Consider the following 19,208-nt stretch of genomic DNA (forward strand, 5'->3'; position numbering starts at 1 on the left):
GTCACCGGACCCGCAGACGCGGTTGCCGCGTTCTGTCGGGATTCTGGTCTGCGGACGCAGTTGCTGACGGTAAGTCATGCGTTCCATTCGGCTGCGATCGAGGGTGCGGTGGCGCCGTTCGTGGAGGCGATGTCCGGCAGGACGTTGTCGGCTCCGGTGATTCCGTTCGCGTCGACCGTGACGGGCGGCTGGCACGACGAGCGGACGGCCCCGGACCCGGGTTACTGGGGCCGCGCCATCCGAGAACCCGTGCGCTTCTCCCAAGCCATCGCCGCGCTCGGCGAGTTGGCTCCAGGATCGGTGTGGGAGATCGGCTCGCATCCCCAACTGACCTCGCTCGCGAAGGCGTCATGGTCCGGCGGGACCCAGCCGGTATGGCTCAGCACACTACGGCGGGACCGCGCCGATCAGGTCCAACTGCACGCGGCCGTCGCCGCGTACGTCAACCAGACCTCGGCCGATCTGGACTGGTCCGGTCTGCACCACGGGAAGGGCCGGCGCACCACCACCGTCCCCACCTATCCCTTCAACCGACAGCGGTTCTGGATCTCCTCCGGCCCGCACGACACCACATCGATCCAGAACCAGAATCAGCACCCGCACCAGCACCGGATCCAGAAGAACGAGACGAAGAGGCACCAGAACCATGGCTAGCGAATACGGACTCAAGCGACACTTCAACGGCGACGCGGCGCGCCTGATCGGCGACCGGATCCGTGCCGTCCACCCCGGGTTCGACGTGGAGGGCTACGCGGCGGAGGTCGAGTCGCGTATTCCCGACAAGGAACTGAAGGACCGCGTCCTCGTCCTGGCCGAGGGACTGCGCAGCCGTCTGCCCGCCGAGTACCCCCATGCCGTACCGATCCTCCTCACCGTCCTCGGCGACGAACTCGCCGAGGGGGAAGGCATGTTCAACTCCAGCTGGTTCCTCATGCCTGTCGCGCGGTTCGTGGAGGAGTACGGTCTCGACCACCCCGATCTGTCGCTGGACGCCATCGAGGAGATCACCAGGCGGCACACCGGCGAGTACGCGATCCGGCCCTACGTCGAACAGCACTACGCGCCGACGATGGAGCGCGTCGCCCTCTGGGCGCGGAGCCCCAGCCACAACGTGCGGCGCCTGGCGACCGAGGGAATCCGCTCCCGGCTGCCCTGGGCCCGCATCCTGACCAGGTTCGTCAAGGACCCGCGGCCCGTCCTGGAGATCCTCGAACCGCTGCGCAGCGACCCCTCGGAGTACGTACGCAAGTCCGTCGCCAACAACCTCAACGACATCTCCAAGGACGCCCCCGATCTCGCACTCGACACCGCGCTGCGGTGGCTGGAGGAGAGCCCGACCCCCGAGACCAACTGGATCGTCAAGCACGGACTGCGGACGCTGGTGAAGAAGGGCGATCAGCAGGCTCTGGCCATTCTCGGGGCCACCGGCGGCGAGCATGTGCGCGTACCCCGGCTGAGCGTCAGCCCCCGGACGGTGACCATCGGGGACACCCTCGTCATCGGCTTCGAGGTCGAGAACACCGACGACCGGGCGCACAGCATCGCGATCGACTACGTGGTGCACCACGTACGGAAGAACGGGCGCAGCATCCCGAAGGTCTTCAAGCTGACCACCCTCGAACTCGGCCCCGGCGAGCGGCGGTCCCTGGAGAAGACCCACACGATCAAGGAGGTGCAGACCCGGCGGTACTACCCGGGTGAGCACACCGTCGACATCCAGGTGAACGGTCTCGTCCAGGCCACCGGGAGATTCGGGCTACTCACATGACCGGCCACAGATCGGTCCTCAGCGCCGCCGATCCGCTGGTCTCCCACCACCGGATCGGCGGCATCCCGGTCCTGCCCGCCGCCGCGCAGATCGACGCCATGCTCTCCGCCTGCGACGCCCGCCGCCCCGACTGCTCGTGGACGCTGGAGCAAGTCGCCTTTCGTGTACCGCTGTTGGTGGTGGGTGCCCAGGCGGAGCTGGAGGTCCAGGCGGCCGGGGACGGCGGCTGCGCGGTTCGTTCGCCGGGGCCGGAGGACGGCGCACCGCTCGTGCACAGCACCGCCCGGGTGTCCGGCAGCCCGTTGCCGCCGCCCCGCTACGTCGACCTCGCCGCGCTGCGCGCCGGCTGTACGGAGCAGGTGCCGCTGTCGGAGGTGGCCGCGTGGCGTGAGGCGAGCGGGATCACGTACGGGCCGGCGTACCAGGTGATCCGGTCGGCGCACCGGGGCCCGGGCCGGATGCTGCTGATGCTCCGGGCCGCCGACGAATCGAACGGGACGCCGGACCCTCCCTTCGTACCGCCGGCGCTGCTCGACAGCGTGTTCCAGGCGCTCGGGATGCTCGACGGGGGCGCCGCCGGGGCGTGCCTGCCCTGGTACGTGGGCCGGCTGGTGGCCCGTCGCAGGATCTCCGGCACGGTGATCGCGCTGGTCGAGCGGGAGGAGCCGGGCGAGGGCAAGGGGGGTGCGGTACGGGGACGGGCCACGCTCTGCAACCAGCAGGGGGAGGTCCTGCTGGAACTGGACCGCGTCACACTCAAGGCCGCCAAGTCCCCCGTGCCCACTCCATCCACGGTGTCCGAGCCGCCCGCCGCCGCCCAACAGGAGCCCCGCGCCGTCCCGTTGATCGAGACGGTCGTCTGGCGCAAGGCCGACGCCACTCCCGTACGCCCGGTGACCGCGCCCGAGGGGCCCGTGCTGATCGTGTCCACGCACGACCCGCGCCTCTTGGAGGGCGGCGTACATCTGACACCGGCGCTGCTCTCGGACGGGGGCCTCGACACGCTGCCGCAGGACGCCGCCTTCCGGGACGTCGTGTACGTCGCCCCACGCGGGCTGAACGGCCAGGGGCAGGTGACGGAGGCGCTGCAAGCGTTCTTCGCGCTGATACGGCGGCTCGCGGCGCGCCCGCCGATGGCCGACCTGCTGATCGTCACCTCCGGCGCGCACCAGGTGGCGGCGGAGGATGTCGTCGATCCGTTCATGACCGCGCTGTGGGGCCTCGGCCGTACGCTGCGCGTCGAGCACCCCCGTACCAAGGTTCGCCTGGTCGATCTCGGCCCCGAGTACGCCGACGGCCCCGACGACGCCGAAGTCCTCCGGGACGTGCTCGGCTTGGACCGTCCGGAACTCGCCCGACGCGACGGCGCCTGGTACGAGCCCTCCGTGGAGCCGCAGCACATGTCCGGCACCGCGCCCGTGCGATACGGCGGTGGCCGCTTCCTGATCACCGGCGGCATGGGCGGAATCGGTCTGCGCGTCGCCGAGTTCCTCGCGGACGCGGGCTGCGCCCAACTGACCCTTGTCGGGCGCTCGGTGCCCGACCAGGGGGACGCCCGCGAGCGTCTCGACCGGCTCGGAGCGCGCTGCGACCTGACGGTCGTGGCGGCGGACGTCCGCTCACTCCGCGAGGAACTGGCAGGAGCCCCACGCTATGACGGGGTGTTCCACTCCGCCGGAGTCCTGCGCGACGGACTCGCCCGCAGTCTGACGCCGGAGCAGGTGGACACCGTCCTCGGGCCCAAGATCGGCGGCGTACACGCGCTCACCGACCTGTTCTCCGACCAGCAACAGCCGGGTTTCGTCGCCCTGTTCTCCTCGGTCGCCGCCGTACGGGCGAACCTCGGCCAGAGCGCCTACGCCGCCGCCAACGCCTATCTGGAGGGCTACGCCGCCCGGCAGCGCGCCGAGGGCCGCGCCTGGTACAGCCTCGGCTGGGGGCTGTGGACCGTCGGGATGGGCGAGTCCATCGCCCCGAAGGCCGCCGCGCACGGCATCCCGGCCCTCACCCCGGACGACGGCATCGACCTGCTCCGTACGGCCCTGGGCCGCCCGCCCGCGCATTACGTCCTGTCCGCCGCCGCTGAAGCGAAGGATGCATCCATGACAGCTGTCACACCGGACTCCGGGCTGTGGCCGTCGCTCACCCACGCGCTCACGAACGTCCTGCATCTCGACGGTGTGTCCGCCGAGGACGACCTCCTGGAACTGGGACTCGACTCGATGATGGCGGTCGAGCTCGCGGCGTCGCTGGCCACCGACGGGCTCGACATCGACCCCATGGTGTTCTTCGAACGCACCAACGTCGGGGCGCTGTTGGCCCACCTCGAATCGCTGCCGCGCACCGGTCCGACCGCCGCCGGGCCGGCCCCAGCCGCGCCGGTCTCCGCCGTGATCCCGGCACCCGTCCGCGTAACCCCGCCGCCTCCGCGGACGCCGGCCGCGCCTCCGGCTCGTGCGCCGCACGTCCCGGTGCCGCGGCAACCGGCGCCGTCCGCCACCGCCGAGTCCTTCGCCCCCGAGTCCTTCGTCCCCGACTGGGACCGCTTCAGGGACACGGCTCCCGCCCCGGCCGCCGCCCCCTCGGCCCCGCCGGTGCAGCCGCCTCCCACCCCGGCCCGAACCGTGGCCCCGCACCCGGCGTCCTCGCCGTCCCGGGCTGCCGACCGCGTACCGCGGCGGACTCTGCCCGGCCGACTGGCCGACGCCCCGCACGGCAGGTTCATCGACCGGCGCATCGACACCCTGTCGACCGAGGACCGGCTGATCGTCGCCAAGGACGAGTACTTCTACGAGCCCGTCATCGAGGAGGCCACCGGCCCCCGTATCAAGTTCGACGGCCGCTGGTTCCTCAACTTCGCCTCCTACAGCTACCTCGGGCTCATCGGGCACGACTACATCGACGACCAGGCCCTGCGCGCCGTGGAGCGGCACGGCACCGGCGCGCACGGGGTACGGCTGCTGGCGGGCACCCTCCACCTGCACCGGGAGCTGGAGTTGGCCCTCGCCCGCTTCCTGGGCACCGAGGACGCCATCGTCTTCTCCAGCGGTTACATGGCGAACGTGGCGACGCTCGGCGCTCTCGTCGGTCCCGGCGACGTCGTCATGGGCGACGTCTACAACCACGCCAGCATCCTGGACGGGTACCGGCTCTCGGGCGCGTCGGTCATCACGTACGCCCACAACGATCTCGCCGACCTGGAACGCGCCCTGCGCAAGGCGGGGGACGCGGGCCGGCTGGTCGTCACGGACGCCGTCTTCAGCATGGACGGCGACGTGGCCGATCTGCCCGGCGTCGTGGAGCTGTGCGAGCGCTACGACGCGCCGCTGATGGTCGACGAGGCACACAGCCTGGGTGTCCTCGGTGCCACCGGCCGGGGAATCACCGAGCACTTCGGCATCGACCCGGCACGGGTCGACGTCAAGATGGGGACGCTCTCCAAGACGGTGCCGAGCGCGGGTGGTTACGTCGCCGGGTCCGCCGACCTGATCTTCGCGCTGAAGAACAACGCGCGCGGCTGGATGTTCTCCGCAGCCGTGACCCCGGCCCAGGTGGCGGCGGCCAAGGCGGCGATCGAGGTGATGGAGGCCGCCCCCTCGCTCACCCGGGAGCTGCGGACGAAGACGAGCCGGTACCGCGAGCAGCTGCGCGCCCTCGGCTTCGACACCCTCGCCAGTGAGACACCGGTGGTGCCCGTCATCTGCGCCAGTGCCGATCAGGCGGGGACCATGGCCCGGCTCTGCCAGCAGGACGGGCTCTTCGTGCAGCCGATCGTCTACCCGGCCGTCCCGCGGGCGCTGCCCCGGCTGCGGACCATCGTCAACCTCGGCCACTCCGACGCCGATCTGGACGCGGCCGTCATGACGCTGGAGAAGGCCGGCCGCGCCTGCGGCCTGATCCGCTGAACACCGGTCCGACGGAGCGACCCACGCGACACGCGATCCACGCGATCCACGGGGACCCGGCGAGGAACCCGGCGGTCCGCGGGAGCGCGGCGCTCGCACAGGAATGGAGCGGTCCACAGAGACGGACACCGTCCGCCCATCACCGCACGGCAACCAGGGGGCCACGGCCATGACCGACATCGACACCACGGCGTTCTTCGGGGCGATCCTGAAGACCATCGCCTCGACCCGCAATCACGGCACCGACCAGGGCGCGTACGCGTCCGGCGTGCTGGAGCCGACCGCGCGGATCCGCGCGGTGGAGAAGGAGATCGGTGACCGGCGGCTGACGCCGGCGGAGGCCGAGGAGGTCCTCGGACTCCTCGGGACGACGCTGCGCACCAAGCGTACGCCGGACGAGGAGCGCGAGTACTACCTCCAGTACATCGAGAAGGTCTCCGGGTTCAGCCGGGCCTCGCTGGGTCTGTCCGGCTGGTGAAAACCTCCCGTCTCGCGTGGTACAGCCACGAGATCTGCTTCTGGCACGACCCCGGTCCCGGATCGGGGTACGTGCCGGTCGGACCGGGTGTCGAGCCGCTCCGCCAGTTCGCGGTCGACCCCGATCTCCGGCGTGCCGAGGGGCTGGTCAAGGCGTCCGGTGTGATGGACCGGTTCACCGGCCTCACCCCGGCGCCCGCCTCCGACGAGGAACTGCTCCTCGTGCACGTCCCCGAGCACATCGAGCGGGTCGAGGCCGCCTCGGCGGCCGGGGCGGGCGACGCCGGTGTGTACGCGTACGTCAACTACCACAGCGCGCGGGCCGCGAGACTCGCCGTCGGTGCCTGTACGCAGGCGGTCACCGGTGTCCTGGAGGGCCGCTTCGACCGGGCCTACTGCCTGGTGAGGCCGCCGGGCCATCACGCGGAGCCGGACCGGGCGATGGCTCTCTGCCTCTACAACAACCTGGCGGTGGCCGCGCGCGTGGCACAGCGTCAGGGGGCGCGCCGTGTGCTGATCCTGGACTGGGACGTGCACCACGGCAACGGCATCCAGCGGACCTTCTACGAGGACCCGGACGTGCTGTACATCTCGGTGCACCAGGAAGGGCTCTTCCCGGCGGCGTCCGGTCTCGTACTGGAGACCGGCGCGGGCGCGGGGGCCGGCGGCACGCTCAACGTGCCGCTGCCCGCCGGCTCGGGCCACGGCGCGTATCTCGCGGTGATGGACCGGATCGTGGAGCCGGCGGCCCGTGCCTTCGGCCCCGATCTGATCCTCGTGGCGGCGGGCGTCGACGCGAGCGGCCACGATCCGATGGGCCGGATGCTCTGCACCAGCCGGACCTTCCACACGATGACGTCGACGATGTGCCGGCTCGCGGACGAACTGACCGGGGGCAGGGTTGTTTTCGCCCACGAGGGCGGCTATTCGGCGTGGTACCAGCCGATGCTGGTGCTGGGCACGGCCAGTGGGGTCGCCGGACTGCCGGCCCCTCAGGACCCTTTCCTGCACTCGCTCGAACACCTTCCGGGCCAGCGCCTCCAGCGTCACCAGGAGCGGGTGATCGCCCATCTGGAGGGCCACCACCCTCTGTTGGCGCCCCCGGCACGCGAAGCGACCCCGGCACGCGAGGCGGTCGACGCACCCGGGGTAGCCGACGCGCCCGGGACTGCCGGCACACCCAAGGCCGCCGAGGTACCCGGGGCAGGGGTCCCGCGATGAGCGGCGGCTGGTGGATGACGGTGGGGCGCGGCGCGCGTCGGACGGGGGAGGGCACCGGCACCGGCCTTGGGGCGCGGCCCCGCGCCCGGTTCCGCGTCGTGGCGCTCCCGCACGCGGGCGGGTGGCCGTCCGCGTTCCGGTCCTGGTGGCAGGTGCTGCCGCAGGACGTGGACTGCGTCGTCGCCCAACTCCCCGGCCGTGGCGTGCGGATCAACGAGCCCCTGGTGGCCCGCGTCGAACCGCTGGTCGACGCCCTCGTACAAGGGCTGACGGAGCTGGAACCCCTGCCGTACGCGGTCGTCGGGCACAGCTTCGGCAGCGTGCTCGGCTACGAGCTCACCCGGGCGATGGAGCGTAAGGGTCTGCCGCCCACCCTGCTGGCGGTCTCCGCGCGGCAGCCGCCGTGCTTCCCCAGCGAGCCGCCTTTCGCGCATCTCAGGAGCGACGCCGAACTGCTGGAGCATCTGATGGACATGGGCGGGATGTCTCCCGGTCTGGTGGACCGCGCCGACCTCGTCCAGTCGTCGCTCCGGGCGATCCGGGCCGATCTGGAGGCGATGGAGACCTACCGCCGGCCGCCGTCCGGTACCCGCGTCCCCATCCTGGCGCTCGGCGCGGTGGACGACCCGGTCGTCGTCGACGAACGGATGCATCTGTGGTCGCTGGAGACATCGGGCGGCTTCAGCCGGCAGACGTTCACGGGCGGTCACTTCTACCTCTACACACCCGCCAACGCGGCGGTTGTCGCCGCCCGTCTGGTCCCCGGCCCCGACCACCCCCGGTCGGAGCCGTCCGTCCCACACCCCCTCGCCCGATGACCGAGTTCGGGCACCGACGCGCACCATCCCCGAAAGGAAACATGTGAGTACCACCGCCGACACCACCGCGCAGGCAGGACCCCGTGAGTGGCTGGGCCTGGCCGTACTGGCGCTGCCCACCTTGCTGCTGTCCATCGATGTGAGCGTGCTGCACCTGGCCGTACCGCACATCAGTGAGGGACTGAACCCGTCCGCCGCCCAGATGCTGTGGATCATCGACATCTACGGCTTCCTGATCGCCGGCTTCCTGGTGGCGATGGGCACCCTGGGCGACCGGATCGGCCGCCGGAAGCTGCTCCTCATCGGCGCCGCCGCGTTCGGCCTCGCGTCGGTGGCCGCAGTCTTCGCCGACGACCCGGCCACGCTGATTGCGGCGCGGGCCGCGATGGGCATCGCCGGAGCCACGCTGATGCCCTCGACCCTCGCCCTGATCATCAACATGTTCCGCGACGCACGGCAGCGCGGGGTGGCGATCGCGGTCTGGGTCACCATGTTCTCCGTGGGCATCGCGCTCGGCCCGGTGGTCGGCGGCGCGATGCTGGAGTACTTCTGGTGGGGTTCGGTCTTCCTGCTCGGCGTGCCCATCATGGGTCTGCTGCTGGTGGCGGGTCCGATCCTGCTGCCGGAGTACCGCGACGAGGAGGCCGGCCGGATCGACCTCGTCAGCGTGGCGCTGTCGCTCGCCACGATCCTCCCGGTGATCTACGGACTGAAGGAGATCGCCAACGACGGGCCCGGCCCGCTCCCGTTCGTCGCGATCGCCGTCGGTCTGGTCGTCGGCGTCCTGTTCGTACGCAGACAGCGCACGCTGGAGAGCCCGCTGCTCGACCTCGCGCTCTTCCGCAGTTCGACCTTCCTCACGGCCCTGGTGACGCTGCTGCTCAGCATGCTGGTGGCGGGCGGCACGTATCTGATGGTGACGCAGTACCTCCAGCTCGTCGGTGAACTGTCCCCGATGAAGGCCGGTCTGTATCTGCTGCCGGCGGCCTTCGCGCTGATCGTGACCGCCGTGGTGTCCCCGATGGCGGCGAGCAGGTTCCGCCCGGCGTACGTCGTCGCCGTCGGGCTCGCGGTGTCGGGCGTCGGCCATGTGATGCTGAGCCTGGCCGACAGCTCGTCGGGCATCGCCCAGGTGGTGACGGGCTTCGCCTTCGTCTACGCCGGCGGTGGCCCGCTCATCGCCCTGGGCACGGACATCGTCGTCGGATCGGCCCAGCCCGAGCAGGCCGGGTCCGCGGCCGCGCTCTCGGAGACCAGCACCGAACTCGGCATGGCGCTCGGCGTCGCCCTGTTCGGCAGCCTCGGCGCCGCCGTGTACCGCGCCGGGGTGGACGTCCCGGCCGGGGTGGCGGGCGCCGACGACACGCTGGCCGGAGCGGTCGAGGCGGCGGGGGGTCTCTCCTCGGACGTGGCGGCCGTTCTGCTCGGCTCCGCACGGGAGGCCTTCACCGACGGCATGAACATCATCGGTGGCATCGGCGCGTTCGTCGCGCTCGCCTCCGCCGTGCTGGTGGCGGTGGTCATCAAGCTTCCGGCCACCGGGGCGGGCCAGGAATCCGAGGGCACCGACACGGCGGCCGACGGCGGCGTCGTCACCGCCGTCAAGGTGGAGAGCTAGGCGCCCCTCTCGCCATGGGCACGGCCGGTGTCCGGGGTGCGGCCCGCGTGGTAGGGCGCGGGCCGCACTCCACGCCCTACCTGCCGGACGCCTCCTCGTAGGCGTCCGCGTACGCCTCCGTGGGGGCGATGGGCGTGATGACGTCGATCAGCACACCGTCGGGCGCGGCCACGATGAAGTGGCGCTGGCCGAACTCCTCACTGCGCAGGGGGAGTTCGGTCCTCAGCCCGGCCCGGGTGACAAGACGCGCGTACTCGGCGTCGACATCGGCCACCTCGAAGTTGAGGAGCAGCCCCTGGGCCGGCCGGCGGTAGGTCTCCGGCACCGTCTCGTGCCCGGCCGCGACGAGGGCGAGTTCGTAGTGCGGTGGCTCGGGCCGCCGCAGGCTGACGTACCAGTCGCTCGTGTAGGTCGTCTCGAATCCGAAGAATGTGCGGTAGAACGCCACGGACTCACCGATCCGCTCGGTGCAGAGCACGGGATAGAAGCTGGTCACGGCTGAGGGGGTCATCACAGCACCGTTCTGGGCCGGGTACGCGGTCGACTTGTCTCAACGAGGCGTCCGGCCCCGCGTCACGTCCGGGCGCGCGCACGGCACCGGCCCCGGGCCCCGGATCGAAGGCAGGTCGACATGGCATCGGCGGCGCGCCCGGCGGACGGGGTCCGGGTCTGGGCGGTACGGCAGGCACCCCCGTGGCGGGAGGAACTCTCGCTCTCCCTGCTGGACGCGGGGGAGCGGGCCAAGGCGGCCTCCCTGACGCGTCCGCGCGACCGGTCGATGTACCTCGCGGCGCATGTGGGGCTGCGGTTGCTGCTGGGTGACCGGCTGGGGGTCCACCCCCGGGACCTGCGCTTCGGCCGTGACCGGTGCGCGCACTGCGGCGGCCCGAACGGCAGGCCCGTACTCCTCGGCGGCCCCGGCGCCCCGCACTTCTCCCTCTCCCACTGCCCCGGCATCACGCTCATCGGGATCGCCGACGTGCCCGTCGGGGTCGACGTGGACCGGCTGCCCGGCCGTGGGACCGTACAACTCTGCCTGGCGCGGCTGCATCCGCGCGAGCGCGAGGAGCTGCGCCGGGTCCTCCGCGCCGAACTGCCCCTGGAATTCTGCCGGTTGTGGACGCGTAAGGAGGCGTATCTGAAAGCTCTGGGGACCGGGCTCGGCCGGGGGCTGGACCGGGACTATCTGGGGGCCGGGGGAGAGGGAAGGCCCCCGGGCTGGAGCGTGGTCAATCTGTCCCTCGGGGCGCGGAGCCGTACGCACGCGGCGGCGCTGGCCGTGCCCCGGTGGGTGCGGGTGCCCCCAGGACCGGGCGAGCTGAATTGGTCGGCGTACGGCCATGTCCTGGGCGGCGTCGGCTCGTTGGAGAGAAGAGAGCCGCGTTGACATGCCATCGGTATGCCATTAGGTTCAGTTCGCATACCGATGGTACGCGAGCAGAGACGGCCCCCCATGCTGACCAGCTTCTGTCCGGTGATCTGCACCTCGCGGCTGGGGGAGTCCCGCAGCTTCTACAACAGACTGTTCGGCTTCACCGCCACGTTCACGACGCGGTGGTACGCCGGTCTCACCCGGCCCGGCGGACGAGAGCACGAACTCGCGCTGCTCGACCACGCTCACCCCGCACTGCCCGACGCGCTCCGCCGGCCGGTGCGCGCCGTACGGCTCACCCTCGCGGTGGACGGGTCGGCCGAGGAGTGGGACCGGATCGCGTCCCTCGGGGCCGCCGCGCATCTCGATCGCGGACACCTCGTCATCACCGACCCCAACGGGGTCCGTATCGATGTCGTCGCACCGGTGTGACCGGTCACCTCGCCCGCAGCGCCTCCAGCATCCGCGCCAGCGCCTGCCGGGTGTCCCCGAGATCGGACGGGACCTCCGACGTCGCCAGCCACAACGCGGCCTCGTTCATCGCCCCCGACAGCAGATGCGCGAGCGGTGCCACGGGCTGTGCGGGGATCGTGCCCTCGTGGATCAGCACGGTGAGCGCCTGGGCCAGATGACGGCCCGAGGTGGCCTCGTTCATCGCCCGCCAGTCCCGCCAGCCGAGCACCGCCGGTCCGTCGACGAGCATGATGCGCTGGATCGCGGGGTCCGTGGTCGCGCTGAGGAACGCCTGGCAGCCGTAGGTGAACTGGTCCCAGGCGTCCTCCTGGGCATCCGCGTCGGCCGCGATGTGCGCGGCGACCTCCCGCTGCACCTGCTCCAGGACGGCCCGGAACAGATCGGCCTTGCTGTCGAAGTGGTGGTACAGCGCGCCCTTGGTCACCCCGGCGGCCCCGACGATCTCCGACAGGCCCACGGACGCGTAACCCAGCTTCGAGAAGAGCCGCCGGCTCTCCCGCACCAAGGCGTCCCGTGTCTGCTTCCGCTGCTGTGCGCGAACCCCGTCCGTCATCGTTGCGCCCCCCGTCCTCGGCCTGTTGAAGCCATGTCCACACGGTACTTCGCCGCCCTTGGGGCGAGCGACCGTCAGAACGCGTACCCGTGGCTCGTGGTCATCTCGTCTCGCTCGGCCGCCCGTCGGCGATCCGCCGGACCTCGGGGGCGGTCGCGAAGGCGCGGGCCACCTGGAGGAGCCAGGCCGTCTCATCCGCCAGCGTTCCGGGCGCGGTTGAGACCGAGGGTGGTGAAGCGGCGGCGTTGAAGCGGTGGTTGAGGCGGCGGTTCCGCAAGGCCTGGGCGATCGCCGTCGCTTCGAGGACGGCCCTGCGGTCCGGCGGGGACGCCGCGATTCTCCCGGCGGTCTCCGGTTCCGTGTACGGGCGCAGCGCGAGGTAGGCGTCGCGGATCTCCACGACCCGGCGGTACAGCTCGAACGTGGCCCGCCAGGGGAGGTGTCCATGGCCGGCGGCCGACGGGTCCTGGAGGGCGATGCCGGGGAGTTCGGTGTGCAGGGCCGTCCAGAGCGGTTCCAGGGCGTGGTACGAGCGGCGGGCCCGGAGCCAGCGCGCGGGGGTGCCGAGGACGTCCGGCCAGAATCTCGCCGAGGCGCCGCCCACACCGACCAGAGCCACCGTGACACCCATCAGCGTGGAGATCAGGTCCTCACCCAGCCCCACGTGACCGTCGCGGAGGATGTCGTAGGCGTCGGAGAGCGCCCACGAGGTCCACAGGACGCCGGCGCAGCACGCGAGGGTGATCAGCCGCAGGCCCGTCCTGATCCGGCCGGGCGCCGCACGGCGCGCGTGGCGGGCGAGGGCGAGGGCGAGCGGGACGATGCAGAGCGCCCCGTACAGGGCGAAGATGACGTTGTAGAGGGCGAACGCCCAGGCGCGCCCGGGTGCGACAAGGACGGTCTCGTGGGTGACGACCACTCGGGAGGCGTTGTAGAGCACGGCCGACGACACCTGTACGGCGAGGCCCCAGCCCGCGAGGCGCAGCCAGGTCGCGCGGCCGACGGAGGGCCGGTCGAGTGCGGCGCCGATGAGGGCGACGCACGTCAGGGCGGCCAGTTTCAGCCCGTGCGTCAGGACGACGAGGAGCGGGGTGAGGTCGTGCGCGGGCCGGACGTTCGGCGCGTTCAGCAGCAGGGAGACTCCGAGACAGAGCGCGAAGCCCCAGGTGCAGCGCTGGATGATGCCCGTGGGGGCCACGCAGAGCCGGAAGAGGGCGAAACAGAGGAAGATGCCCGCGGCGGCGTACACGGCCATGTCGATCACCTGAGCGGCTCCCGGTCGCTGTTCAACTGCCCTGCTGTGGCCGGCCGTCCGGCAGGCCGAAGAGAGGTGCCACGGCGGTCTGGGCGGCGCCGTCCCCGTCGTACGGCCGAGGGGAACTGACGCGGGAGAGAATCAGGGAGGCCACCAACTCGGCTTCCCTCTCCTGCGGTTCGCTGTAGACGGTGCGGCCGAGGACCCGTTGGACCAGCGACGGGTGGAGGTTGGGGAGCAGGATCTGCGCGGCGGCGCGCAACGACGCCTTGTCCTGGTGACCGCAGATCAGATGTGCCGCTTCGTGCAGCAGGATGTGCTGCTGGTGGAACGGGGTCGTGTCGGCGGCGTACATCAGGTAGTCGGCCGCCTCGGTCGTGAGCAGGAGCCCGCAGGGCAGATCGGGCCTGGCGTGCACTGCTAAGAGCTCGATCGGCCGTCCGCGCCTGGCCGCGACGCCGCGGACGAACTCGGCGGCGTCGAAGGGGTCCGGCAGCCGGAGATCGTCGACGAGACGGCGGCAGGCCCGCCACATCCGTCTCCGTTCGCGGCTGGAGACGGCGCGGCCGGACGAAGTGTCCTGCGACGCGCCGTCGTCGGCGGTCACGGCGGGGAGCCTCCGCCCTGTTCCCGGCGGGCTATCACGTCGATCATGTCGCTGATGGTGCCGACCGCCTGCGGCGACAGATTCACCGCCCGCAGCGCCATGCTCCGTACGCCCGCGTCGCGCAGGGCGCCGAGGAGTTCGAGTTCCTCGGCGATGGCCGCGCCCTGCGCGTCGTCGAAGAAGTACGTCACCGGGACCTGGAAGAACTGGGCGAGCGCTTCCAGATGCCGCTTGGTCGGATTGTCGCGCCGGCCGGTCCGCAACTGCCACAGATAGGTGGCCGAGAAGCTCTCGCCGGTGGCCTCGCGGCACGCCTTGGCGACTTCCTCGTGGCTGTACTGCTCGCGGTTGGGGCGGCGGACGACGCGGAAGAGGCCGTCGATCTTGCCGGCCAGCGTCTGCGCCGTGGTTTCCGCGCCGGATTCGGCTCCGGAATCAGGGCTGGGGCCGGGAGTACGACCGGGACCGGGTTCGGCTCCAGAACCGGGCTCGGACTCGGGTTCCGTCATGTCGCACCTCCGGTCCGGTCTCGTCAGCTGGGGCGTCTCCTCGCGCCGGGCCCCGTTCATTCTAGTTCGGCCTGCGAGTGGGCGGCGGCGAGGGCGGCCGGAGGCGGGCACGGCGAAGCGGGCGAGGGGTCCGGCCCCGCGCCCGCCCCGTCCGCGTGGGTCCGGTCAGGCGCCCGTGTTCTCGGGCGCCGCCCAAGTGGTGCTGGAGTCGCAGAAGATGACGCTGAGTGAGCTGACGCTGGTGGTGATCGTGGGCGGCAGCAGGCCGGCCGCCTCGTCGCCCGAGCTCATGGTCTGAGGCTGCGGTACGTGACGCATGACGTCCTCCGGGGAGCGGACGGGGGTCACGGAAGGCGGCCGAGGGTGCGGATGACCGCGAGAGTGGCGTCAGCCAAGGTGGATGAATTCTTTCAAGTCATTCATTTCAGTTGACGAGCCGATCTGCCTGGGTCATCGTGGTGCGCGACAGCTGATGCGGATGTGAAGGGCAGTCGTATTCATATCAGCTTGCCGCCGTGCTTGACCTCGCCTCGGACCTCATAGGAAGAGGACAGATGCGGACCCCCCTACCCCTTCACGGTCGCGGATCCCGACTTCTGCGAACCGCTCGAAGCCGCGCGGCCCGACGGCGGGGAACTCCTCCCCTCCCGGACACACCCCAGCTGGCTCGGCACACCCTCCGGGAGCTGGACCGCGTGGCGGCGCGAGGGCCAGGAGGTCGCGGCGGCGGGCTGGAAGGTGCACGTCTCCGCCCGGCCGGGGCGCCTCACCCATGTACTCGACGTGGTGGCCGGCATCCGCTTCGACGAGGACGTCTCCTTCAAGCACCTCTCCATCGGCCTCTTCTACGGCTGGACCCACCAGAAGCACGCCTCGCGACCGCGGAGCGGCGAGTTCCGCGCCGCCTCCCCGTCGGACCCCCGACGCCGCCCGCCGGCTGATGGAACGGCCCGGCGAGGCGCTGGCGGACGAGGAGGGACCGTACCTCCTCACCGACCGCCGCTCCGGGCACCCGGGCCGCTGACCCCGCGTCGGCCCACACCGGCCCGCAGCCCGCTCCGGCCCGCGCCCGGCTCGTCCCGTACCGGAACCGCCCCTTCGAGAGGGAACGATGACACTCCTCCGGCAGTCGTCCCCGGCCTCGCTCCCCTCGGCCGGCACGACGTCCCCCACGGACCGCGCTCACGCGGCGCCGGGACACTGCCTGCGCGCGACGCTGCTCCGTCATCTCGGCCCCGACGAACGGTGGTGGGCCGAAGCCCTGACCGCCCTGTCCGACGCCACACTCCGTGAACTCGCCGGGCAGCCGACCGACGCGGGACAGCCGCTGCCGGACCCCGGATTGCCGCGCGTGCTCGCCGCCCTGACCCCCGACCAGTCCACCGCCGGCGGATACGGCGCGGTCCTCGGCCCCGACATCTCACCCACCCTGCTGGCGACGGTCAGTGGCTGGGAGGTGCCCCGTACGCTCGCCGTGCTCGACGAACTCGTCGCCCGGCGGGTACTGCGCGAGGACAAGTCCGGAGCACCCCTCTTCCATTTCCGCCATCCGCTGCTGCGGGCTCTCGCCTATACGCGGATACCGCCCGGCCGCCGTATCGCCGCCCACGCCGCCGCGGCGGACGCGCTCGGGCGCGTCGGCGCCCCTCTCACACGGCAGGCCCCCCATCTCGCCCGGTCCGCCCCGCCCGGGAACGCGGACGCCGCCGACCGACTGCACCGCGCCGCCGCCCAACTGCTGGACACCCGGCCCGACACCGCCGCCGACTGGCTCCGCGCGGCACTGCGCGTCCACCCCAAGGCCGAGTCGGGAGCGGCCGTCGGCGCCCTTCTGCGTATCCGGGGCCAGTTGTGCGTCGCGGCGGCCCGGTCGGGGGAGCGGGACGACTTCGTACGCCAACTGCCCCTGGTGCTGGCCTCGCCGGCACTGACGACGGAGGAACGTACGCGGCTGATCGAACTGCACGCGCGGCTGGAGGACGGTCTCGGCGGCCACCGGGAGGCCCGGGCACTGCTGGACGCGGCGCTATCCGGCCCGATCTGCCCCGAGTCGGCCCCGCTCGTGTCGCGGTCCGCGGCGCTGCACGCAGCGAGTGGTGAAGTGGCCATCGTACGGAAGGAGTTGGCCGTCGTCGCACGGATCACTGACGCGCCGGACCCGGCACGCGGGATGGGCGGGGCCGCCAGTCTTGCTCTGGCCACGGTCCTCGCCTCCGACACCACCGCGCGGGACGCGGCCGTCGATGAGGCCGCACACCGGGCGGGCCTTCTCACGGACGCGATGCTGACCGACGCGTTGGACGCGATCGTCCGGCTCGGCCGGGCACAGCATCTGACGGGCCGTCATGCGGACGCCGCGCGTCTGTTCGCCCGGGGAGTGCGGTGCGCCCGGCTCGGCGGACGCACCGTCGACCTGCCCGCGCTGCTGATCGGGCAGGCCGCGGCCGAGACGACGCTGGGCCGTCTCGGCGTCGCGTCGACGGCGGCCGTCGAGGCCGAGGCGGTCGCACGTTCGCTGGGCTGCGCCGAACTGGCCCACCAGGCACGGGTGGTACGCGGCTGGATCGCGCTCTGGTCGGTCGGCCACGAGGCCGCATCCGCCCTGATCCCCGACCTGGCCCAGCCGGGCGAACTGCCCGACGGGCCGGGGCGGGCCGCCACGCTGCTGATGGCCGCCGTCCAGTTGGAGGCGGGCAGACCGGACGACAGCCTGCGGCTGCTCCTCTCGGGCGCCGCCGACGCCGGGGCGCCGCCCGACCCCGCCACCGGCCCGGCGGTCTGGTGGTCCCTCGCCTCCCGCGCCGCCGCGGCCGGTCGCTCCGCCGGCGCGCGTACGTGGGTGGCCACGGCCCGCGCCGCGGCGGCCAGGTCGCGGCTGGCGGCCGACCACGCCGCCGTCCTGCGCGCCGAGGCGGCCCTCGCCACGGACGAGGCCGCGATCCCGCTGCTGGCCGCCGCGGTGAAGCACCACGCGAACGACGGGGCGCTCCTCCTGGAGTGCCGCACCCGCCTGCTGCTGGCCCGGCGGCTGATGGAAGCGGGTCGGCTGACGGAGGCCACGCTGCACGCCGGACTGGCGAAGTCCCGTGCGGAGCACACCGATTCGGGCCATCTGCGGCAACTCTCCGTGGACGTACAGCGTGCGATCGGTGCGCGTCGACCGCGCGGTGCGCGCGGTCCCGACGTCGCCGGGGCGGGCCTCTCCCACCGCGAGCGCCAGATCCTCGGCATGGTGTGCCGGGGCATGTCCAACCGCGACATCGCCCGTGATCTGTTCGTCTCCGTCAAGACGGTGGAGGCCCACCTCACCCGGGTCTTCCGCAAGACGGGCACCCGCTCGCGGGCGGCGCTGGTGGCGGCGTACGGAACGGCGCGACCGGCCGGCGTCTGAACCGCCCCCTGTGCACGCGCACTTGACGCGCGTGTCGCGGCGGGCGGCCGCTCACGCCCCCGGCGCGCCGCGTCCCCTCGTCCCGTCCCAGTGGCCGACGAGTGCCGCGTAACCCGGCTCCGCCGACAGCAGGTCGGCGTGCGTACCGCACACCGCCCTGGTGTCGTCCAACAACAGGACACGCCGGCCACCCAGCGCGGACGCCAGGCGGTGGGCGATGACGATCAATGTTCCCGGCCGGGCGGCGAAGGCCGACTCGACCACGGCCTCGCTCCGCATGTCGAGATGGCGGGTGGCCTCGTCCAGCGGGACCACGGGCGCGGCGGACAGCCAGGTGCGCGCCGCCGCGATCAGTTGCCGCTCACCGCTGGAGAGCATCGGGGAAACCCCTACAGCCCCCTCCGCCCGATCGGGGACCCCGGTTCGCGACGAGTCGGCGGATAACCTCAACTGCCTGGCCACGACTGTGAAATTCACCGAGGAGAACCCCTTCATGAGCACCCCCGCCCTGCCCGCGATCGTTCCCGCGCGGACCGCCCTGCTGGCGATGGATTTCCAGAACGGGACCGTCCCGCGCGCCCCTGAGCCCGACGCCCTGATGGACCGGATCAAGGGCGCCATCGCCGATGTCCGCGCCGTCGGCGGCACCGTGGGCTATGTCCGCAGCGGCTTCACCGAGGACGACTGGGCGGCGATTCCCGAGACCAACAGGCACTTCTCGGCCGTGGCCGCCGCGAAGCGGCTCCACCACGAGGACAACGGCACGCGGATAGACGAGCGGATCACCCCCGAGGACGGCGACATCGTCGTACGCAAGGTTCGCGTCGGCGCCGGCTCGACGACCGATCTCCACGAGCAGTTGGGCGCGCGCGGCGTCGACACCCTGATCCTCGGGGGCCTCAGCACCAGCGGCGTCGTCCTGGCCACGCTGGTCGACGCCATCGACCGCGACTACCGCGTCTACGTCCTGTCGGACTGCTGCGCCGACCTCAACCCCGAGGTCCATCAGCTCCTGGTCGAGAAGGTGTTCCCGACCAGGGCCTATGTCATCGACACCGCCGAGCTGCGCGAGCTTCTCAAGGCCGTCTGACGTCATCCACGGCCGGCGCGGCAGATCGACGCCGCCGGTCCCGGGAGCCTGGTGGCTGCCCCGGGCCGGCGGCGCTGTCATGAGCCGCCGAGAAGATCGTCACGGGCCGTCAAGCAGGCCCCGGCACGGGGAGTTCGAGGGCCGGGTCTG

At 72.0% G+C, this 19,208-nt stretch carries 18 protein-coding genes; 11 read left to right on the forward strand and 7 right to left on the reverse strand.

Annotated elements, in window-relative coordinates; translation table 11 throughout:
- From ACFWU9_RS24035 to ACFWU9_RS24065, 7 genes are all read left to right on the forward strand, one after another.
- Window positions 1-654, forward strand: a 654-nt coding sequence (locus ACFWU9_RS24035; RefSeq protein WP_384321662.1) for an acyltransferase domain-containing protein, incomplete at its 5' end; no start/stop codon positions are given.
- On the forward strand, window positions 647-1,768 hold the full coding sequence (locus ACFWU9_RS24040; RefSeq protein ID WP_384321665.1) for a DNA alkylation repair protein: 1,122 nt from the start codon (window positions 647-649) through the stop codon (window positions 1,766-1,768). The genes ACFWU9_RS24035 and ACFWU9_RS24040, both read left to right, overlap by 8 nt.
- Window positions 1,765-5,673: an aminotransferase class I/II-fold pyridoxal phosphate-dependent enzyme gene (locus ACFWU9_RS24045; RefSeq protein ID WP_384321667.1), complete on the forward strand. Its 3,909-nt coding sequence runs from the start codon at window positions 1,765-1,767 to the stop codon at window positions 5,671-5,673. Before ACFWU9_RS24040 ends, ACFWU9_RS24045 begins: the two co-directional genes overlap by 4 nt.
- A 169-nt stretch (window positions 5,674-5,842) precedes the next feature.
- Window positions 5,843-6,151, forward strand: coding sequence for a hypothetical protein (locus ACFWU9_RS24050; RefSeq protein WP_384321669.1), 309 nt, complete (start codon window positions 5,843-5,845; stop codon window positions 6,149-6,151).
- Window positions 6,148-7,371 carry a class II histone deacetylase gene (locus tag ACFWU9_RS24055; protein WP_384321670.1) on the forward strand — a complete coding sequence of 408 codons (1,224 nt, stop codon included), beginning with the start codon at window positions 6,148-6,150 and terminating at the stop codon, window positions 7,369-7,371. The genes ACFWU9_RS24050 and ACFWU9_RS24055 overlap by 4 nt, the downstream gene beginning before the upstream one ends.
- Window positions 7,368-8,189 carry a thioesterase II family protein gene (locus ACFWU9_RS24060; protein ID WP_384321672.1) on the forward strand — a complete coding sequence of 274 codons (822 nt, stop codon included), beginning with the start codon at window positions 7,368-7,370 and terminating at the stop codon, window positions 8,187-8,189. Before ACFWU9_RS24055 ends, ACFWU9_RS24060 begins: the two co-directional genes overlap by 4 nt.
- Window positions 8,190-8,232: 43 nt before the next feature.
- Entirely contained in the window at window positions 8,233-9,807 is a 1,575-nt protein-coding gene (locus tag ACFWU9_RS24065; RefSeq protein ID WP_384321674.1) for an MFS transporter, read from the forward strand.
- A gap of 76 nt (window positions 9,808-9,883) precedes the next feature.
- On the opposite strand, the gene ACFWU9_RS24070 is transcribed toward ACFWU9_RS24065, so the two are convergent.
- The gene (locus ACFWU9_RS24070) at window positions 9,884-10,318 is read right to left on the reverse strand and encodes a VOC family protein (RefSeq protein WP_384321676.1); all 435 of its coding nucleotides are present in this window, start codon (window positions 10,316-10,318) and stop codon (window positions 9,884-9,886) included.
- 120 nt (window positions 10,319-10,438) lie between these two features.
- Here ACFWU9_RS24070 and ACFWU9_RS24075 point away from each other — a divergent pair, with 120 nt between their 5' ends.
- The gene (locus tag ACFWU9_RS24075) at window positions 10,439-11,194 is read left to right on the forward strand and encodes a 4'-phosphopantetheinyl transferase family protein (RefSeq protein ID WP_384321678.1); all 756 of its coding nucleotides are present in this window, start codon (window positions 10,439-10,441) and stop codon (window positions 11,192-11,194) included.
- Window positions 11,195-11,260: 66 nt separating this feature from the next.
- Window positions 11,261-11,611 carry a VOC family protein gene (locus tag ACFWU9_RS24080; protein ID WP_384321680.1) on the forward strand — a complete coding sequence of 117 codons (351 nt, stop codon included), beginning with the start codon at window positions 11,261-11,263 and terminating at the stop codon, window positions 11,609-11,611.
- A gap of 4 nt (window positions 11,612-11,615) precedes the next feature.
- Here the strand turns inward: ACFWU9_RS24080 and ACFWU9_RS24085 are convergent, their stop codons facing one another.
- The 5 genes from ACFWU9_RS24085 to ACFWU9_RS24105 form a co-directional block, all read right to left on the reverse strand.
- Window positions 11,616-12,206: a TetR/AcrR family transcriptional regulator gene (locus tag ACFWU9_RS24085; protein ID WP_384321682.1), complete on the reverse strand. Its 591-nt coding sequence runs from the start codon at window positions 12,204-12,206 to the stop codon at window positions 11,616-11,618.
- 100 nt (window positions 12,207-12,306) lie between these two features.
- The gene (locus ACFWU9_RS24090; protein ID WP_384321684.1) at window positions 12,307-13,461 is read right to left on the reverse strand and encodes an MAB_1171c family putative transporter; all 1,155 of its coding nucleotides are present in this window, start codon (window positions 13,459-13,461) and stop codon (window positions 12,307-12,309) included.
- A gap of 31 nt (window positions 13,462-13,492) precedes the next feature.
- Window positions 13,493-14,068, reverse strand: coding sequence for a ParH-like protein (locus ACFWU9_RS24095; RefSeq protein ID WP_384321686.1), 576 nt, complete (start codon window positions 14,066-14,068; stop codon window positions 13,493-13,495).
- The gene (locus tag ACFWU9_RS24100) at window positions 14,065-14,577 is read right to left on the reverse strand and encodes an XRE family transcriptional regulator (RefSeq protein ID WP_384321688.1); all 513 of its coding nucleotides are present in this window, start codon (window positions 14,575-14,577) and stop codon (window positions 14,065-14,067) included. Before ACFWU9_RS24100 ends, ACFWU9_RS24095 begins: the two co-directional genes overlap by 4 nt.
- A 165-nt stretch (window positions 14,578-14,742) precedes the next feature.
- Complete coding sequence (locus tag ACFWU9_RS24105) at window positions 14,743-14,868, reverse strand: hypothetical protein (protein ID WP_384321690.1); 126 nt, start codon at window positions 14,866-14,868, stop codon at window positions 14,743-14,745.
- A gap of 820 nt (window positions 14,869-15,688) precedes the next feature.
- On the opposite strand from ACFWU9_RS24105, the gene ACFWU9_RS24110 reads away from it, so the two are divergent.
- A complete protein-coding gene (locus ACFWU9_RS24110) occupies window positions 15,689-17,968 on the forward strand; it encodes a LuxR C-terminal-related transcriptional regulator (protein WP_384321692.1) in 2,280 nt (759 codons plus the stop codon).
- Window positions 17,969-18,019: 51 nt separating this feature from the next.
- On the opposite strand, the gene ACFWU9_RS24115 is transcribed toward ACFWU9_RS24110, so the two are convergent.
- Window positions 18,020-18,346 (reverse strand): hypothetical protein, encoded by a 327-nt coding sequence (locus tag ACFWU9_RS24115; RefSeq protein ID WP_384321693.1) that lies wholly within the window; start codon window positions 18,344-18,346, stop codon window positions 18,020-18,022.
- Between the two features lie 115 nt (window positions 18,347-18,461).
- On the opposite strand from ACFWU9_RS24115, the gene ACFWU9_RS24120 reads away from it, so the two are divergent.
- Entirely contained in the window at window positions 18,462-19,058 is a 597-nt protein-coding gene (locus ACFWU9_RS24120; RefSeq protein WP_384321695.1) for a cysteine hydrolase family protein, read from the forward strand.
- The last annotated feature ends 150 nt before the right edge of the window (window positions 19,059-19,208 follow it).

It is taken from the genome of Streptomyces sp. NPDC058653, assembly GCF_042716895.1.
In the GTDB taxonomy this organism is placed as follows: domain Bacteria; phylum Actinomycetota; class Actinomycetes; order Streptomycetales; family Streptomycetaceae; genus Streptomyces.

Coding starts and splice junctions, on each gene's coding strand:
- ACFWU9_RS24040 (WP_384321665.1), top strand. CDS start 647: ATGGCTAGCGAATACGGACTCAAGCGACACTTCAACGGCGACGCGGCG.
- ACFWU9_RS24080 (WP_384321680.1), top strand. CDS start 11,261: ATGCTGACCAGCTTCTGTCCGGTGATCTGCACCTCGCGGCTGGGGGAG.
- ACFWU9_RS24070 (WP_384321676.1), bottom strand. CDS start 10,318: ATGACCCCCTCAGCCGTGACCAGCTTCTATCCCGTGCTCTGCACCGAG.
- ACFWU9_RS24050 (WP_384321669.1), top strand. CDS start 5,843: ATGACCGACATCGACACCACGGCGTTCTTCGGGGCGATCCTGAAGACC.
- ACFWU9_RS24090 (WP_384321684.1), bottom strand. CDS start 13,461: ATGGCCGTGTACGCCGCCGCGGGCATCTTCCTCTGTTTCGCCCTCTTC.
- ACFWU9_RS24075 (WP_384321678.1), top strand. CDS start 10,439: ATGGCATCGGCGGCGCGCCCGGCGGACGGGGTCCGGGTCTGGGCGGTA.
- ACFWU9_RS24105 (WP_384321690.1), bottom strand. CDS start 14,868: ATGAGCTCGGGCGACGAGGCGGCCGGCCTGCTGCCGCCCACGATCACC.
- ACFWU9_RS24045 (WP_384321667.1), top strand. CDS start 1,765: ATGACCGGCCACAGATCGGTCCTCAGCGCCGCCGATCCGCTGGTCTCC.
- ACFWU9_RS24120 (WP_384321695.1), top strand. CDS start 18,462: ATGAGCACCCCCGCCCTGCCCGCGATCGTTCCCGCGCGGACCGCCCTG.
- ACFWU9_RS24110 (WP_384321692.1), top strand. CDS start 15,689: ATGACACTCCTCCGGCAGTCGTCCCCGGCCTCGCTCCCCTCGGCCGGC.
- ACFWU9_RS24085 (WP_384321682.1), bottom strand. CDS start 12,206: ATGACGGACGGGGTTCGCGCACAGCAGCGGAAGCAGACACGGGACGCC.
- ACFWU9_RS24060 (WP_384321672.1), top strand. CDS start 7,368: ATGAGCGGCGGCTGGTGGATGACGGTGGGGCGCGGCGCGCGTCGGACG.
- ACFWU9_RS24115 (WP_384321693.1), bottom strand. CDS start 18,346: ATGCTCTCCAGCGGTGAGCGGCAACTGATCGCGGCGGCGCGCACCTGG.
- ACFWU9_RS24100 (WP_384321688.1), bottom strand. CDS start 14,577: ATGACGGAACCCGAGTCCGAGCCCGGTTCTGGAGCCGAACCCGGTCCC.